This window comes from Rossellomorea vietnamensis (genome assembly GCF_001305855.1).
In the GTDB taxonomy this organism is placed as follows: domain Bacteria; phylum Bacillota; class Bacilli; order Bacillales; family Bacillaceae_B; genus Rossellomorea; species Rossellomorea vietnamensis_A.
This window is the reverse complement of record NZ_LIXZ01000008.1, coordinates 147,354-164,509: the sequence shown is the minus strand read 5'-3', so window position 1 is coordinate 164,509 and position 17,156 is coordinate 147,354. Positions and strand designations below refer to the sequence as shown.

Sequence of the window (17,156 nt, the reverse complement as noted above, 5' to 3'; positions counted from 1 at the left end):
TAATGATTAAGTTTGGAATTGTTGGTTGTGGGCATATCGCTAAAAAACATATCAATGCCATTCAAGAAGCAGACGGTGCAAATCTTGAAGCGATTTGTGATACTCAACCCGAACGAGTGGATATGTTTTCTAATGAATATAAGGTAAAAGGATATACAAGTCTTGAGGAAATGTTAAAAACAGATGTGGACGTAGTAAATATCTGTACTCCAAGTGGTTTCCATGCTGATATTGCCGTGCAAATTGCCAATGCAAAGAAACACGTTATTGTAGAAAAACCGATCGCACTGACATTGGAAGATACTGATAAAATCATCCAAGCCTGTGAAGAGAATAATGTGAAACTGGCAGTAGTTCATCCAAACCGATTCAGACCGGCATTTGTTGAGCTGAAAGAACTAGTCAAAAGTGGAGTGTTCGGAAAAATAAGTCATTCTAATGCAACAGTGCGCTGGAATCGAAACCAGGAATATTATGACCAGGCACCGTGGAGAGGTACAAAGGCTCTGGATGGCGGGGTTCTAATGAATCAGGCTGTGCACAATCTTGATCTTCTTATATGGTTAATGGGGGATGTTAAAGAAGTGTATAGTATGGCAGCAACAAGAGTCCGGAATATTGAAGCTGAAGATGTTTCAACCGGACTAGCACGTTTTAAAGATGGTTCATTGGGTGTGATCGAAGCAGCCACTACCATCTACCCGAAAAACTATGAAGAGTCCATTAGCATTTTCGGGGAAAAAGGAACCGTTAAAATAAGCGGGGCGAACGCCATTCATATAGAGCATCTAACGATTGAAGGAATGGATGAAGCAGAAACGGAACACCTCATAGAAAAAATTAAAAATGATCCTTGGGGTAAGCCGGGGCATCAATGCATCATTGAAGATATGGTGCAGGCAATTAAAGAAGACCGCGAGCCCATTGTAACGGGAATGGACGGTAGGAAAGCATTGGAATTGGTCTTATCTCTTTATGATTCAGCAGAACAAAATAAACCAATCATTCTTAGCTAAGGAAGGGATTTAATGATGGATACAACTTTATCAGTACAAGCTCAGACCCTATTTAATAAAATTGCCAATAAAGAAGCGACAATCGGTGTAGTCGGATTAGGTTATGTCGGATTACCGCTTGCGGTAGAAAAAGCAAAAGCAGGATATAAAGTCATTGGATTTGATGTTCAGCAAAAACGTGTCGACATGGTTAACGATGGTATCAATTACATTGGAGATGTAGTGGATGAAGAACTGGCTGAAATCATTCAAGATAAGAAGTTATTGGCCACTACCGACTACTCATTGATCAAAGAAGTAGATGCTGTAGCGATTTGTGTTCCTACTCCACTTGATATGTATCAACAGCCTGATACATCTTATGTTGAGAGTTCGGGTAAAGAAATAGCTAGGTTTATGGAAGCGGGCATGCTGATTGTCCTGGAAAGTACAACGTATCCAGGAACAACAGAAGAAATCCTCAAACCTATCCTTGAAGAAACCGGTTTAAAAACAGGTGAAGATTTCTTCCTGGCTTATTCACCAGAACGTGTAGATCCTGGTAACAAAGATTTCAACACCAAAAACACGCCTAAAGTTGTAGGTGGGATCACTGCTAACTGTACAAAAGTAGCTGCAGAACTTTATAAAAATGTGCTTGAAGGGGATGTCCATGAAGTGTCATCACCAGCTGTAGCTGAAATGGAAAAGATCCTCGAAAACACTTTCCGTCACATTAATATCGCTCTTGCGAATGAAATGGCTGTATTGTGTAATCGTATGGGAATCGATGTATGGGAAGTCATTGATGCAGCAGCAACAAAGCCATATGGCTTCATGCCGTTTTATCCGGGTCCAGGGTTAGGTGGTCACTGTATCCCAATCGATCCATTCTACCTGACATGGAAAGCAAGAGAATATAAATACCATACAAAGCTGATTGAATTAGCTGGTGAAATTAACAATGCCATGCCGGAATATGTAGTCAGCCGCAGTATGCAAATTTTAAATAAAAGCCAAAAGTCCTTAAATGGAGCAAAGGTACTTGTATTAGGTGTCGCTTATAAGAAAGATATCGAGGATGTTCGTGAATCCCCGGCTCTTGATATCCTAAGTGAAATGAGCAAAGAGGGTGCTGACTTTACGGTGGTTGATCCTCACGTCAAACAATTCAGACTGAACAACCAAATCGTTGAGCCGGTCAACTTAACAGAAGAAGCCCTTGAAAATGCAGATCTTGTTCTTATTACAACCGACCACAGCAGTTTTGATTATAAGATGATTGCTGAAAAGGCTCCTGTCATTTTCGATACACGTAATGCTATGAAAAACTATCGTGACGAAATTAAAAACTATTATCGCCTATAAATTTACAGTAAAAAGAGTCCATTTTTCTTTTGGGCTCTTTTTACCAGTATTATGAAAGAGTGATTCACTTGAAAGTTTGTCATTTAACTTCTGTCCATCCAACCGAAGATATTAGAATCTTTGTGAAAGAATGCTCGTATTTAAGTGAGGCGGGTTTCGATGTTAGTCTGATTGTGGGTAACAGCGAATCATATGTGAAAAATGGGGTCAATATAGTCGGGGCGCCTGTGGAATCAACCAACCGTTATGTAAGGATGATCAACGGTCCAAGGAGTGTATATAAAAAGGCTCTTGAGCTGGACGCTGACGTATACCATTTTCATGATCCGGAGCTTCTGCCAATCGGGTTGCTCCTGAAGTCTAAAGGAAAGAAAGTAATCTATGATGTACATGAAGATGTTCCTCAACAGGTTTTATCCAAACAGTGGATACCTAAACCGTTAAGAAAGCTTGTTTCAAGAATGGTAGAAGGACTGGAACGTTTTGCTTCAAACAGATTTGATGCAGTAGTCACAGCGACTCCAACCATCAATGAAAGGTTTCTTACATATCAGCAGAACTCTGTCATCATTCATAATTTCCCCATTATGAATGAACTGATAGGGGAAGATTCCGCTGATGCAACAAAAGAAATGAACAGGAATAAAATTGTATATATTGGCGGAATTACGAGGCTTCGAGGTATTGAACAAATGGTTCGTTCCATGGATGAAATGAATCAGGAATCGGATCATCCCATTACTCTTCATTTAGCCGGAGCATTTGCACCAGCTTCCTTACAGGATGAAATGGAAAAGCTCGATGGGTGGAAGCACGTAAACTTCGAGGGGTATCTGAATAGGCAAGAGGTTGCATCATTACTTAATACATCTTATGCCGGTTTAGTGATCCTGCATCCGGAACCAAGATATATTGTGTCATATCCCATCAAACTGTTTGAATATATGTCTGCAGGGATGCCGGTCATTGCAAGCGACTTTCCGTTATGGAGAGGTATTGTAGAAGACGCGCAATGTGGAATTTGTGTCGATCCCCTTAATCCGACCGCCATTGCCGATGCTGTAAAATATCTAGTTGATCATCCTGTTGAAGCAAGGGCAATGGGTGAAAGCGGCCGCCGAGCCGTTATGAATAAATATAACTGGGAACAGGAAAGTATTCGTTTAGTTGAGCTTTATAACAACTTATAACGGCTTTAAAGGGTGAGTTTTTTTGAAAATATGGATGCTGAATGCCGTCGCATTAAAACCAAATGAAACAGGGATTACACGTCACTATGACTTATCAAAACACATGGTGGATAAAGGTCACGAGGTTACCATCTTCGCAAGCAGTTTTATCGTTTACCTCTTTAAATGGCGTGATCCCAAGAAAAAGAATTATTCTGAGAACGTTAATGGTGTCGATTTCGAGTGGGTTTGGACACTTCCCTACAAAGGAAATGGTCCTAAGCGATTACTCAATATGATGAGTTATATGCTTACAGCCGTTGCAAGAGGTTTAAAGAAAAAGGAGAAGCCGGATGTCATTGTGGGATCCTCTGTTCATCTCTTTGCCTGTTTAGCGGGATATGTATTAAGTAAGGTGAAAGGTGCTACCTTTATTGTTGAAATCCGGGATTTGTGGCCTAAAACGTTAATCGATTTCGGAGCTATTTCAAAGAATCATCCTTTAGCGTTATTATTCGGATGGATTGAAAAGTTCGTATATAAGAAATCCAAGAAGATCATTGTCACATTGCCCGGAGCTTATAAATATATAACGACTCTTGGTATTCCGGAAGATAAGATCGTTTACATCCCGAATGGAATCGACATGGAAAAAATCCACGAGTTAGAAAACCAAGCCTCTCTTGAACCTGTTTTGCAAACGATTCGGGAAGATTATCCTAAAATCGCGATGTATTTAGGGTCACATGGTGTAGCCAATTCCCTTGATACAATTGTTGATGCGGCAGGCAGATTATCCAGGGAGGATACAGCATTTGTATTTGTAGGTGAGGGACCTGAGAAAAAGAACTTGAAAGCCAAAACAGAAGAACTTGGTTTGAAAAACGTCTTTTTCCTGGATGGCATCCCCAAAAGGGAAGTGCTTTCTACATTGAATCTTGCGGATGTCTTAATGGTATCCATGCTGGATACAAACTTATATCAATATGGTATCAGTTTAAATAAGCTAAATGATTATCTGCTTTCTGGTAAGCCCATCATTTTCTCAGGAAGAGTATTCAACGACATAGTAGGCAATGCTCAGGCAGGGCTGACGGTCACTCCCGAATCCCCTGAAGAATTTGCAAATGGGTTGGAAAATTTATTAAACTTAACAAGTGAAGAGAAGGAAAAGATAAAACTCAATGGATATCGCTATTTGGACGAGCACCATAATATCGAGAAATTGTCGGATCAATTCCTCTCAGTCTGCATGAACAACCATTATGAAAACAAGGAGAATGCCCAATGAAGGTACCTATGTTAGATTTAACAGAACAATATCAAAATTTAAAAGAAGAAATCCATACAGCTATGGAAGATGTCATGTCTAAAGCCCATTTTATTCTGGGACAAAATGTGAAAGATCTAGAAGCTTCTGTGGCAGAATACAGCAATGCTGCACACGGTATTGGGGTAGCGAATGGATCAGATGCTTTAAATATTTCCATCTTAGGTCTGAATATCGGACCTGGCGATGAAGTGATTTGCCCTTCCTTTACGTTCTTTGCAACGGCAGGGGCAGTGGCAAGAGCAGGTGCAACACCGGTATTTGTGGATATCGATCCTAAAACATTCAATATCGATCCTGAGAAAATTGAAGCCGCCATTACATCAAAGACAAAAGCGATCATTCCTGTCCACCTTTATGGACAAATGGCCGATATGGATAAAATTAAGGAAATTGCGGATAAACATAACCTTGCCATCATTGAGGATGCGGCCCAATCAATCGGTTCCCTATATAAAGGGAAAAAAGTAGGAGAACTTGGAACGACAGCTTGTTACAGCTTCTTCCCTACTAAAAACCTCGGTGCATACGGAGATGCAGGTATGATTATTACAAGTGATGATGAAGTCGGTGAGCGTATGCGTGTCATTCGTGTACATGGAAGCAAACCTAAATACTATCATCATGTTTTAGGGTATAACAGCCGACTGGATGAATTACAGGCTGCCATCCTAAATGTGAAATTCAAGCATCTGGATGACTGGAGTAATCAACGTCGTGAAAACGCCTATTACTACAATGAATTACTTCATAAAGAACTAGGCGATATGATCGTAACCCCTTATGAAGAAGAATTTAATCACCATGTATACCATCAATATACAATCAGGGTACCTAAACGTGATGAACTTCAAGCATATCTTAAAGAGCAAGGTGTGGCGACGATGATTTACTATCCACAACCTTTACACCTACAGCCTGTATTTAAAGAACTTGGCTTTAATGAAGGGGATCTACCTGAAACAGAAAAGGCAGCTAAAGAAGCCATTTCCTTACCGATGTTCCCGGAATTGAAAAGAGAACAGCAGGAGTATGTTGTTTCTAAAATAAAAGAGTTCTACAACAAAGCTTAAAGGGGAATAATGATGAAACCTGTTAAAGTTGGACAAAATGTAGTTATTGAAGATGGTGTGGAATTTGGAGAGAATGTAACCATTGGACACAATGTCATCATTTACGCTGGTACCAAAATAGGGAAGAATGTCATGATCCAGGATAATGCCGTAATCGGGAAACAGCCGACCAGGGCAAAGAATTCTATTCTTCCTGAAGTGAAAAAACTCCCACCTGCAGTCATTGGGGATGGAACCACGCTGGGGACATCATCAATCATTTATGCCAACGCCGAGTTAGGGGAAGAGGTATTTGTGGCAGACTTAGCGACTATCAGAGAAAGAGTGACAATCGGTAATCAGACGATTGTCGGTCGTGGAGTTTCTGTCGAAAATGATTGTACTGTAGGCGAAAAATGCAAATTGGAAACGAACTGCTATATAACAGCGTACTCCAATTTAGCCAATTATGTATTCGTTGCTCCTTATGTTGTAACGACCAATGATAATTATATGGCTCGATCGAAAGAGAGATATGATAAATTCAAGGGTGTAACGGTCAAAGAAGGTGGAAGAATTGGTGCCAATGCGCTCATTCTTCCAGGTAAAGTCATACATGAAGATGGTACAGTAGCGGCAGGCAGTATTGTATCAAGAGATGTAGAACAAGAAACACTTGTTGTCGGGTCTCCTGCCAAGCCGCTTCGCAAGGTACCTGAGGATCAACTATTAAGAAATCAATAAACTTATTAGAGGCTGTTTCTGACAGCCTCTAATTATTAGGTGATGATCTTATGAATACATATGCCAAAACGAAATACCATGCTTCTTTTATAGGGCTCTCCATCATACTCCTACTGGCTTATCTAGTGGTCATGCTTAAGGGAGTTGATTTACAAAAGCTCATTCTGGTCTCATTTGTTGGAGTGACAGCACTGGGTGGATTGACATTTATCTGGCATAGGTGGTGGAAAAAAGCCCATCGTTTCCATATTGCAGTCAGTTTACTAGTCCTCTCGTCCTTTATAGGGGCGGCAGTACCTCTCTATAAGGTGGCAGGTTTTACTATTTATCCGTTCAGGATCTTATTAGCATGGTGCATTTTCATGTTAATAGGCTTTATTTATTATCAAAATAAGTATATCGTTACAGGTCTTAGCAGGATGAAGGAGAGTATTTTTACAAGCTTTGGCGGACTATGGCTCTTCTTTGGCTTTTTCGCCCTTTCCTGGTCGATCAATCCGATGAATACCATTCAGGATATCATATTCCTGGCAAGTGGAATTTTCCTTATCTACCTCATTTTATTAGTCTACCGAAATGAAGAAGACTATAAAGAGTTATATTTCTATTGGATCATCATGTCCCTCCTCCTTGTAGGAATAGGACTGATCAACCATTTCTTTCACATCCATCTTCCAATATCCAGGATCAACCATGTCGCTCAGTATCAAAAAGGGATCCCGACAGCCGTCTTTACAAACGAAAATGATTTTGCGAGCTTCTTGGCCATAGCGATTTTCTTCTTCCTTTCCTTATTGAAAAATGGAAAGTCTTTAGCATACAAGCTAATCGGTTTATCCGGTATGGTCTGTTCCATTTACTTAATAGTCCTCGCTTCATCCAGAGCAAACTACATTGCGATCCTTCTGGGCTTGATTGTATGGTTTCTATTCGTATTGAAGCCGTCTCAAAGGTTGAGGCTATCTCTGGCCGGTTTATTATTCTTTCTTCCGGTTGTCATCTTCTTATGGGACAAAGTATCAGGAGTATTGGGTTCTGTAGGTAAAGAGCTCGCCACACTCCTTCCAACCGAGGGTGGGGGAGATTCGGTCAGTATCAGAGAGAACCTTCTAAAGAATGTCATGGTATTCTTGGAGAATTCATTCGGATTCGGGGTGGCACCTGGAAATATCGAATTATACATGAAAAAGTTCCAAGTATATGACACTTCAGGTGATTATAATGTGCATAATTGGTGGGCTGAAGTATTGATACATTATGGTGTCATTATCTTTGTGGGCTACATTCTGTTATTGATTTACTTATTTATCCAATTGGTGAAGATAGTAAGGACAAACCACGATCAAGCCAGTCGGTACATGGGAGAAGCGTTAATTTGCGGCCTGGGTGCCTTCACAATGGCCAGCATCAGTCCCAATTCCTTTATGGCGCTTCACTACAACTGGTTGTTCATTGGAGTATGTATAGGCTTTGTTTATATGAAAAAGAAAGGTGAAGATCACATTGTTAAAACAAATGGCAGCATCAATCATCCGTAGATTCAAGAAACTCTTTATTCTTCTTTGTATCATTCCGATCGTTACGGCGGGAATTGCTTACTTTATGGAGATGGGGAAGGAGACCTCTTATACGGCGTCGACTAAGATTGTATTGGGTAATTTTGAGAATGAAGGTTTATCAGGGGCAAGCTCTGTAAAAGACTTCTTTACAACTACAGAACTGAAAAATGTTAATTCATTAAAGTACCCACCAGAAGAAGTAAATAAAGGCTTAAGAGTTGAAGAGGTAGGCAGGAATCTGGTTGAGTTTAAATTTACTTCAGAAAATAAAAAGAAATCTGAAGATATTGTTCAATCAATAACCAAATACTTCCTCCAAAAGTCTGATACTCTTTTTGGAAAAAAATATGATCATGTAAAAACAAGTATAGATAGAATGGAAGCTCTACTAAAAGTTTATGAAGATGAAGATAAACTCTCTACTGAATTTGTAAACGGAAAAGAAGATGCGATAGAATTTTTATATGAACAAAATCAAACATTAGTAAATTTAAGAAAGAATGAATTAGCAGAACCATTGTCCATATCGACTGAATACGACAACCCACTGAAAAAAGCCATCTTCGGCTTCCTAGTAGGTATCATGTTAAGCCTATTCATCCTCCTAATCCCAGAGCTATTCAAGGAATATAGAGACGATGAAAGGATATAAAGAGAAAAACAAGAGAAGGCATTCACCGTTAACGGTGAATGCCTTCTCTTGTTAATAAGTTAATAAGATGATTCCTCATCAGTTTCCTCCGTTTCTGGAGGTGTATATTGTAGGTGATGCTGTAATTCCTTGATGATTTCATCTGTTTTTTCTTCATCAGGGATAAAGTAGTATACCCCGCTATAATATTCATCAGTACCTGAAAACTCTATTTGCTCTAATGAAGATGATGAGAAATCTTTATACTTCTGAATGAACGCAAGTCCTTCTTTAATCTTCATATTTGTTTCTACATTACTTCCGACTTCTTCTGCAAGATCGTCAACTTTTAAGAATGTTTTAGGGGACAGTGCCTTATCAATAAGGCTAGTGACAATCTGTCTCTGTCTTTCATTCCGTCCGAAGTCTCCACGTGGATCTTTTTTACGCATTCTTGCATAAACCAGTGCTTCTTCACCGTTCAGCTTTTGCTTGCCCTCTTTGAAGTAAAATTTGTCCCAATCTTTATTGATATCATAGAAATCGAATGGCACATCTACTGTGACACCGCCAACTTCATCAATGATATTTTTAAATCCATTAAAATTAACCGTTACGTAATAATCTATAGGTATATTAAGAAAATTCTCTACGGTATCTATCACTAATTCTTTACCACCATAGGCAAAGGAGTGATTGATTTTATTTTCACCGTTATCGGGAATATCTACTAAAGTGTCTCTAGGGATACTTACCAATTTCATTGTTTGATCTTTTGGATTAAACGTAGCAACCATGATAGTATCGGATCTTCCTTTGTCATGTTCACTTGAGTAATCTTCTACACCCAGCAACAGCACTGAGAAAGGATCATTGGAAACATACACTTGTTCATCCCGGAGTTTCGATTTAGCTCCCCGTTCTATTTCTGAATAAGTATTGTCTAATGCTGAATAGGACTTATAAGCCATAAAGCTTAATCCTCCTATGGATATTAACAAAAAGATGCTTATGATTGTCAGTATAACTCTTTTTCTTCTTTTCTTTCTGATCTTTCTGGCGTGGCGAAGTCTATCTTCATTGAAATCCTTCATATTTATATCATCCTTTAAATTTGATCCATTAGACAATTATAAACGATTACAAGTCCGTTTGAAATGAAAACTAGTATTAAGATTCATTTACGGTTATGTTTTAGATTGATTAAAGGCGGGTATTAATATCATGTTCTAAATAGACTACATTACTCTCGTGAATTTCACCCTGCCCATTCGTGAGCTCCGTCATCCAATCAACAAACTGTTCCTTAGACGCTTCCTCCACATACACTTCAACCTCAACAGCATCCAGATAGTGAATGTCTTTCAATTGATAGTGAGATGACCGCACTTCATTTTCCACCTTGCCCAACCACGTATAATCGATTTTCGTCTTCATGACCCGCATCAGACGTCTTTCGACAATCCCAGTGGCGTTCAGTCCTTCCGAGGTAGCCCGTCCATATGCACGGATCAGACCGCCTGCCCCAAGCTTGATGCCCCCGAAATAACGTGTGACGACAACAACCGTATCTTTCAAATCCCGCTTCTTTAACACCTCAAGTATGGGAACACCGGCTGTCCCACTCGGTTCCCCGTCATCGTTCGCTTTCTGGATTAGATTCTGTTCGCCGATCATATACGCAGAGCAGTTATGATTGGCATCATGATGCTTCTTCTTGATCGATGCAATGAATTCCTGTGCTTCTTCCTCGGTCTCCACCCGGTTCACATAGGTGAGAAATCGTGAACGTTCGATATTGATTTCATTTTCTCCGTAACCCTTGACGGTATTATACTGATGTAGCAAACTCATTTCTCCTTTCACGATTGCCGCAGCTTGCGACAAAGTATGCGCTTTTATCCTAATTCTACTATATAGAAAAATGGTGAAGAATGCACAATTCCGGCGTCTTTTCGAGGTAAAAACTGGTTCTACATGAAATAATGGTAATACAATGTAATCAAACTTTAATCTCCGACAATATGTGACATGGTATAATGGACGCTGATAGTAATACTTCAGTTGTTCCAACGCTTCTTTAGGGAAGCCGAATGGTCTAGATAATTGCCATAGTTTCTCTATTATTCCTGGAGCGAATAATCCCTTGGTAGAAGTATTACATAGGAATATGCCTAGATGAATAAAGGAGTTTCATGACTTTCCATTGAATTGATAATAGGTACGATCTAGTATAGATGAACAGTAGGTCTATGGGCATGTTGCCCTGAACGAATAAAACCGATTATTACTATGCAAGGATAGTTTTCTTGAAGCTAGGCGGACGACTATTGTGGAACAAAAGAGGGGTGTACCGTGTCACTTAAAAAAATAGACACCAAAGTGTTGGATAGCATCCTGAAAAAGATGGTCGATACGGTTGACGAAAGTAAGGATGAGATCTTCCAGATTGGCGAGCAATGTCGAACTGATTATGAAGAGTTGATGAGAGAATTACTGGAAGTGAAAGAAATGGTCCTGAAGGTGATTGATGAAGGAGACGATCTCCAACAGAAATCGAAGTTTGCACGGCTCAGACTTTCTGAAGTCAGCAAGCATTTCCAAACCTATTCAGAAGACCAGGTAAGAGAAGCGTATGAGAAGGCTCATGATCTGCAGATGAAGCTATCCATGAACAGACAGCAGGAAAAGCAGCTTCGGAACCGCAGGGATGAACTGGAAAGACGCTTGCAGGCACTCGGGGACACGATTGAAAAGGCAGAGAATCTCTGCTCACAAATATCCGTCGTTCTCAATTATTTGAATAGTGACTTAAGGCAAGTGGGTGAGGCGTTAGAAGACGCAAAGCAGCGGCAGGATTTCGGTCTCAGGATCATCGAGGCCCAGGAGGACGAGCGGAAACGCTTATCCCGTGAAATTCATGACGGCCCTGCACAAATGATGGCAAATGTGATGATTCGCTCGGATCTGATTGAACGAGTGTTCCGGGAGAAGACGACTGATGATGCCATCACGGAAATCCGCGATCTTAAACGAATGGTCCGATCCGCACTGTATGAGGTCCGCCGCATCATCTATGACCTCAGACCGATGGCGCTTGATGACCTCGGATTGATACCGACCCTCAAAAAATACTTGAGTACAATCGAAGAGTATAACCAGGAGACCTCCATTCAGTTTGTGAATATGGGGCTCGATATCAGACTTCCTTCCAAATTCGAAGTCGCTCTGTTCAGGTTAGTACAAGAAAGTGTCCAGAACGCCCTTAAGCACGCAGAAGCCACGCATATCCAAGTTAAAGTAGAAGTAAAGAAAGACCAAATAACAGTTGTCATCAAAGACAACGGCAAAGGATTCGATAAAGACATACAGAAGACAGGATCCTTTGGAATCATGGGGATGAAAGAACGTGTCGACCTTCTCGAAGGAGACATCACGATTGACTCTAAAGTAGGGGCAGGGACGGTCATACTGATCCAGGTTCCGCTTAATACGTAAATTTTCGAAGGTTTAGGGAGGCGAAAGACATGGCAACAAATATTGTTATCATTGACGATCATCAGCTTTTCAGGGAAGGGGTTAAACGAATCCTCGAATTCGAACCTTCTTTCAACGTAGTAGCAGAAGGTGATGACGGTTCAGATGCAATGAACCTCGTCGAAACACATGAACCCGACGTAGTCCTCATGGATATCAACATGCCTGAGACAAACGGCGTGGAAGCAACTCGTGAATTAATGGCCAAGTATCCGGATACGAAAGTCATCATCCTGTCCATCCACGATGATGAGAACTATGTGAACCATGCGCTGAAGACAGGGGCTCTTGGCTACCTTCTAAAAGAGATGGACTCAGACGCGCTCGTTGACGCTGTGAAAATCGTCGCTGAAGGCGGTTCATACGTCCATCCGAAAGTGACGCATAATCTGGTTGCAGAATACAAGCGCCTGGCAAACGCCCAGAACTCAGGCGGGTTCCAGCAATCCGAAGTTCGCCGCCCGCTTCACCTGTTAACGCGCCGCGAATGTGAAGTCCTGCAGATGCTTGCAGACGGAAAGAGTAACCGTGGCATCGGTGAAGGATTATACATCAGTGAAAAAACTGTTAAAAATCATGTAAGTAATATACTACAAAAAATGAACGTGAACGACCGTACCCAGGCAGTGGTGACTGCGATTAAAAACGGCTGGGTGGAAGTGCGATAAGCACCGGTTGCTAAATAGAGGATTGTGAATTTGTTGTTGAGAGAGCGGCCCTTCATGGTGAAGGGCCGTTTTTCTTGTGGGTTATTGTGAAAGGAAGGAAGGATGAAAAGGGGAGTCGAGTGAGATAAAAAAACTCCCGAGCAAGGGGTTGAGAACCAACCCTTATTCAGGAGCTAATCTTTCATTCTATTATTCTACTTCGACAAAATGATCGAACCGACCGATTTGTCTTTTGCCTGATCGTTGACCAGTACCTTCAGTCCGTAATGGCTGATATTACGGCCGGCATCCGGCAGGTAGGAGTTGTTATAATCCTTCATATCGTTAAATAAAGGAACTCCGCGCTGACTTGGGAAAGTAAGAGTTTGATCTGGGTAAATCAAGTTTAATCCTGACGTCGGCATGAAGTTAAATGCTGCATCTGCTACATGGTAGCGACTTGAAGCCTTAACACCAGTATTCCAGACTAAATTCGTATCATCATGGGCATCGACGACTCCAAGGAACCCGTCACCAGGATGGATGCCTGTCCAGTTATCAGTATACGTGTCATCCACATACCAGACAACGAGACCTCCGTCGTAACTCATCAATGAGTTGCCGCGTTTGATGTGGGCAAGACCTTTGTCCACACCTTGATGGTTACGCCATTCCATTAAGTAGTAGTGGTCGACATATTTATTTCCGTCAGAGCGTTCGAATCCATTAAGTGTGAATGGTGTGTTTGTCGATTCTCCACCATCACTGAATACAGTAGCTCCATCTGCTACAACCTTAATGTTGTCAGCAAAGAATCCAGTCAGACTTGTACCCCAGTCAGTTGCATATCGCAATCTTAATTTGATTTTTTGCCCTGCATATTGATTTAAGTCGAACGTTTGGGATTTCCAGCCATTGGAATTACCTGTGAAGCCAGGCATTGAGTTCAAAATGGTTGGATATCCTTCTGCCACCACGTCGCTTCTCGTGTTTTCATTCCCTAAAGACTTCCATGTTGAACCATTATCCGTTGAAACTTGGACAAATCCAAAATCCCATTGTTCTTCAATATCATACCAAGCGTCGAACGTCAGCTTTGCAGAGGATTTTCCTGTTAAGTCAACATCCGTCACCATGTTACTATCTATTTCATCTTTCTGGCCGCCCCAATATTCGTAGCTTCCGGAAGCAGGGGTATTGATGGCTGTCTTCTTCTGAGGTAAATTCACTTGAATCGCCTGATGGTTTTGTCCATTAGGAGAATTCGCCTGATCCAGAAGGAAGGTCGTTCCTTTTTTCTTTAAATCTTCAAAGTCGACAACAGTCGGCTTTGTCCAATTTCCGCCAAGTGTCGATTGTAAGTAAGATTTAGCCCATGGGGAGAAACCAGTCGGTTCCGCACCTGGCACTTTACCTGCCCATGATCCCGCAGACATGATCGACCAATATTCGACCGCATCTCCTGCACCCGAATAGATTGTGTCATATTCATCCGGCAATCCCAGGTCATGACCATATTCATGAGCGAATACACCTGTTGCGCCATCTTCAGGCATCATTGTGTAATCATAGAATCCCGGTTTTCCTTTTCCAAGTCCGTCAAGGTCATAGAATACGGCAGATCTGTGAGACCAGATGGCGTTATCGAATAATGAGCCGCCTCCAGCTTCCTGTCCCATACCGGAGTGGATGATTTGAAGGTGATCGACTAATCCATCCGGCTCCCAGTAGTTTCCGTCACCGTCTAAATCATGCGGATCTTCTAAGTCATAGTCTTCAAGTGGAATTCCTGCCGCAAGTGCTGCAGCATAAGTATCTTTCACTAATTGTTTCGATCCACCAGGTGTCACATTATCATGACCTCCTGATGCTTTGTCAGCTCCATAATATTTCGCTGTACCAGGAACTTTGAGCCAACCATAGGCGTTCCCTTCGACTGTATACGTCCCACCTGATTGCTCTTCATAGTACTGCTTTTGCGACACGAAATTTTCTCCATTTGGACCCGTTACGCCATCTTCGCCAAAGATCATTTCTTCGAAGTGCTCCGTATTATAATCAGCATAGTAGTTATCCGTTTCGTTTGGTTTGATATTGTTATGGGCGAAATCCGAGTATTCTACCATTATGGTAAGAAGCTTCCCTTTTTTAGCTATTCCCGGTGAAGGTGATTCCTTTACGGGATCAGGATGTTTTGTATTTCCTTGTAGTTTGCCGCTGCCTTTTTTACTGGCATTTTTGAATTTCTGATGCTTTTCGGATTCAGCTGCCTTCGCCTGTGGTGCGATGGGATCCTTACCACTGGCATCTTCAACTTTCTTTCCTTTGAGTTCAATATACTTCTCCAACGCTTTTTGCTTGGAGGCATCAGAAGCCTTGGATGAAATCTTTCCTTGTTTGATCAATGAGGCGAGTAATCTTTCATCATTGATCAAGGAAGCATCCAGTGTTCCGATGAAATGTGAATCCTGTTTTTTTACATTGTTGTCCGTCACTACACTTGCCGACACAGACGAACTGACTGGAATCCCAGCCAACAATGTTCCTGCCATCACAACTGAAGTGATCCCTGTTTTGAATAGCTTGTTCATACGTAACCCCCTAAATGTTTTTTGGAACCCTTACTGCAGCTTATTTTTTCAAAAAAAAAAAGAAAATGTTACTATGAATTATTTGTCGCTTTTTAACGAACATTTTTGTTCGTTATAACGTTGACACTTTTATCTAAGTCTAGTAAATTTGTGAATACAGGCGATAACTACAATAGGAGGATGTGATGAATTGGGAAGAAAATTGTTGAAAATGTTCACTTATCTCCTGTCGATATCTGTTCTATGTTGTATCGTGTTTCTCTTATTTGTAACGTATCAGGCACAACAGAACCCTGGTAAGATTCCATCCTTATTTGGGTACAAGCCGTTAACAGTCCTGACAAACAGCATGGAACCCAAAATCAGCGCGGGGGACATGATATTCGTAAAGGAAAAGGATGCAGCGGATGTAAAGGAAAAGGATATCATCACGTTTCGAACTGCCGATCAAAAGGTGATCACTCACCGTGTGGTGGAGATTACCCCTGAAGGCATGATAACAAAAGGCGACAATAACAATGTAGAAGATAGCTGGAAGGTGACATCTGATAGTCTGCTAGGGAAAGTGGCCTTCATTCTGCCAAATGCGGGGTATGTGGCGAAGTTCATTTCCAGCAAACTTGGGTTTTCCCTGTTTGTTCTGCTGCCATTTCTACTCTTTATCCTAATTGAAGTATTTGAGCGCACGAACAGGCATTATAACCGTAAGGAAGGTACTGCATCATCAAAGGTTTAAACATATCCGGGTTCAATGAAAGAAAAATAGAGTATTCAAAATTCGAGGAGGAATTCATTTTATGAAATCAGTAAAAAAAGCATTATTGGCAACATCATTGGCAGGAGCTTTAGTAGTAAGTGCAGGATATGGTACATATTCTTGGTTCACGTCCAGTACATCGGCATCGGGAACCATCGATACGGGAACTTTATCAGTCAATAACGGGGAAGCCATCACTACACCGTTATTCAACGGTGCAAAACTTGCACCATCACAATATATATCTGGTGATTTCATTACCCTTGAAAATACCGGGAATTTAATTCAAAACTTAAAACTGACGTACACCGGCTCCGTGGATAAAGTTTCGGCCGATCCATTCAAAATTTACTATATGGCTTTTAAATATAAAGCAAAGCCTGATATGGACGAGTTAAATGATTGGAGAATGGCATGGGAAAAAGGGTTCTTCAATGGAAATCACAATCCACAAATGAGTATGGCAAAGTCGGCTGTAGCGGCATTGCCTAAAGGGGTAGAGGTAGTGACAGGAGAAGCGACTGTGGAAGAAGTGCAGGCGATGTCGGCTCTGGCAAAATCTTCTTCCGAGGGAGATAAGACCTTTAAATTCGGTAATGATGAGTTCTTTACCCTGGAAGAGGATCAATACATCACCATGGCGTTCGATGTGAAACTTGATCAAAGTGCAGGGAATGAATACCAAGGGGTGAAATATAGCGGGAACCTAATGGTACAGGCGAAGCAGACAGACCAAGGTGCGAAATTCGAAAACAAGAAATAATAGATGGAATGAT

At 41.2% G+C, this 17,156-nt stretch carries 15 protein-coding genes; 12 read left to right on the top strand and 3 right to left on the bottom strand.

Translation table 11 applies throughout. The annotated features are described in order from the left end of the window. Positions 1–2 precede the first annotated feature (2 nt). From AM506_RS12425 to AM506_RS12390, 8 genes are read left to right on the top strand one after another with little or no spacing between them, the layout of a single operon-like run. Positions 3–1,016, top strand: coding sequence for a Gfo/Idh/MocA family protein (locus AM506_RS12425; RefSeq protein ID WP_060672810.1), 1,014 nt, complete (start codon positions 3–5; stop codon positions 1,014–1,016). 12 nt (positions 1,017–1,028) lie between these two features. Continuing rightward, entirely contained in the window at positions 1,029–2,363 is a 1,335-nt protein-coding gene (locus AM506_RS12420; protein ID WP_235576103.1) for a nucleotide sugar dehydrogenase, read from the top strand. 59 nt (positions 2,364–2,422) lie between these two features. Continuing rightward, positions 2,423–3,553, top strand: a complete 1,131-nt coding sequence (locus AM506_RS12415) for a glycosyltransferase family 4 protein (RefSeq protein WP_235576108.1) — start codon at positions 2,423–2,425, stop codon at positions 3,551–3,553. A 22-nt stretch (positions 3,554–3,575) separates the two neighbouring features. After that, entirely contained in the window at positions 3,576–4,823 is a 1,248-nt protein-coding gene (locus AM506_RS12410) for a glycosyltransferase family 4 protein (RefSeq protein WP_235576102.1), read from the top strand. Beyond that, positions 4,820–5,935 (top strand): DegT/DnrJ/EryC1/StrS family aminotransferase, encoded by a 1,116-nt coding sequence (locus tag AM506_RS12405; protein ID WP_060672808.1) that lies wholly within the window; start codon positions 4,820–4,822, stop codon positions 5,933–5,935. Before AM506_RS12410 ends, AM506_RS12405 begins: the two co-directional genes overlap by 4 nt. Before the next feature lie 12 nt (positions 5,936–5,947). Next, positions 5,948–6,658, top strand: a complete 711-nt coding sequence (locus AM506_RS12400; protein ID WP_440480351.1) for a DapH/DapD/GlmU-related protein — start codon at positions 5,948–5,950, stop codon at positions 6,656–6,658. 50 nt (positions 6,659–6,708) lie between these two features. Further along, positions 6,709–8,196, top strand: coding sequence for an O-antigen ligase family protein (locus AM506_RS12395; protein ID WP_060672806.1), 1,488 nt, complete (start codon positions 6,709–6,711; stop codon positions 8,194–8,196). After that, positions 8,162–8,869 carry a hypothetical protein gene (locus tag AM506_RS12390; RefSeq protein ID WP_060672805.1) on the top strand — a complete coding sequence of 236 codons (708 nt, stop codon included), beginning with the start codon at positions 8,162–8,164 and terminating at the stop codon, positions 8,867–8,869. Before AM506_RS12395 ends, AM506_RS12390 begins: the two co-directional genes overlap by 35 nt. A 59-nt stretch (positions 8,870–8,928) precedes the next feature. Here the strand turns inward: AM506_RS12390 and AM506_RS12385 are convergent, their stop codons facing one another. Both AM506_RS12385 and AM506_RS12380 read right to left on the bottom strand, forming a co-directional pair. Beyond that, the gene (locus AM506_RS12385) at positions 8,929–9,942 is read right to left on the bottom strand and encodes an LCP family protein (RefSeq protein ID WP_060672804.1); all 1,014 of its coding nucleotides are present in this window, start codon (positions 9,940–9,942) and stop codon (positions 8,929–8,931) included. A gap of 109 nt (positions 9,943–10,051) precedes the next feature. Next, a complete protein-coding gene (locus AM506_RS12380) occupies positions 10,052–10,696 on the bottom strand; it encodes a YigZ family protein (protein WP_060672803.1) in 645 nt (214 codons plus the stop codon). Between the two features lie 507 nt (positions 10,697–11,203). On the opposite strand from AM506_RS12380, the gene AM506_RS12375 reads away from it, so the two are divergent. Continuing rightward, the gene (locus tag AM506_RS12375; RefSeq protein WP_060672802.1) at positions 11,204–12,346 is read left to right on the top strand and encodes a sensor histidine kinase; all 1,143 of its coding nucleotides are present in this window, start codon (positions 11,204–11,206) and stop codon (positions 12,344–12,346) included. A 29-nt stretch (positions 12,347–12,375) separates the two neighbouring features. Further along, positions 12,376–13,053, top strand: coding sequence for a response regulator (locus AM506_RS12370; protein WP_060672801.1), 678 nt, complete (start codon positions 12,376–12,378; stop codon positions 13,051–13,053). Positions 13,054–13,247: 194 nt separating this feature from the next. On the opposite strand, the gene AM506_RS12365 is transcribed toward AM506_RS12370, so the two are convergent. After that, positions 13,248–15,623, bottom strand: coding sequence for an immune inhibitor A domain-containing protein (locus AM506_RS12365; RefSeq protein WP_060672800.1), 2,376 nt, complete (start codon positions 15,621–15,623; stop codon positions 13,248–13,250). A gap of 190 nt (positions 15,624–15,813) precedes the next feature. Between AM506_RS12365 and AM506_RS12360 the strand changes: the two genes are divergently transcribed. After that, entirely contained in the window at positions 15,814–16,359 is a 546-nt protein-coding gene (locus AM506_RS12360; protein ID WP_060672799.1) for a signal peptidase I, read from the top strand. A 61-nt stretch (positions 16,360–16,420) separates the two neighbouring features. Continuing rightward, positions 16,421–17,143, top strand: coding sequence for a TasA family protein (locus AM506_RS12355; RefSeq protein WP_060672798.1), 723 nt, complete (start codon positions 16,421–16,423; stop codon positions 17,141–17,143). The last annotated feature ends 13 nt before the right edge of the window (positions 17,144–17,156 follow it).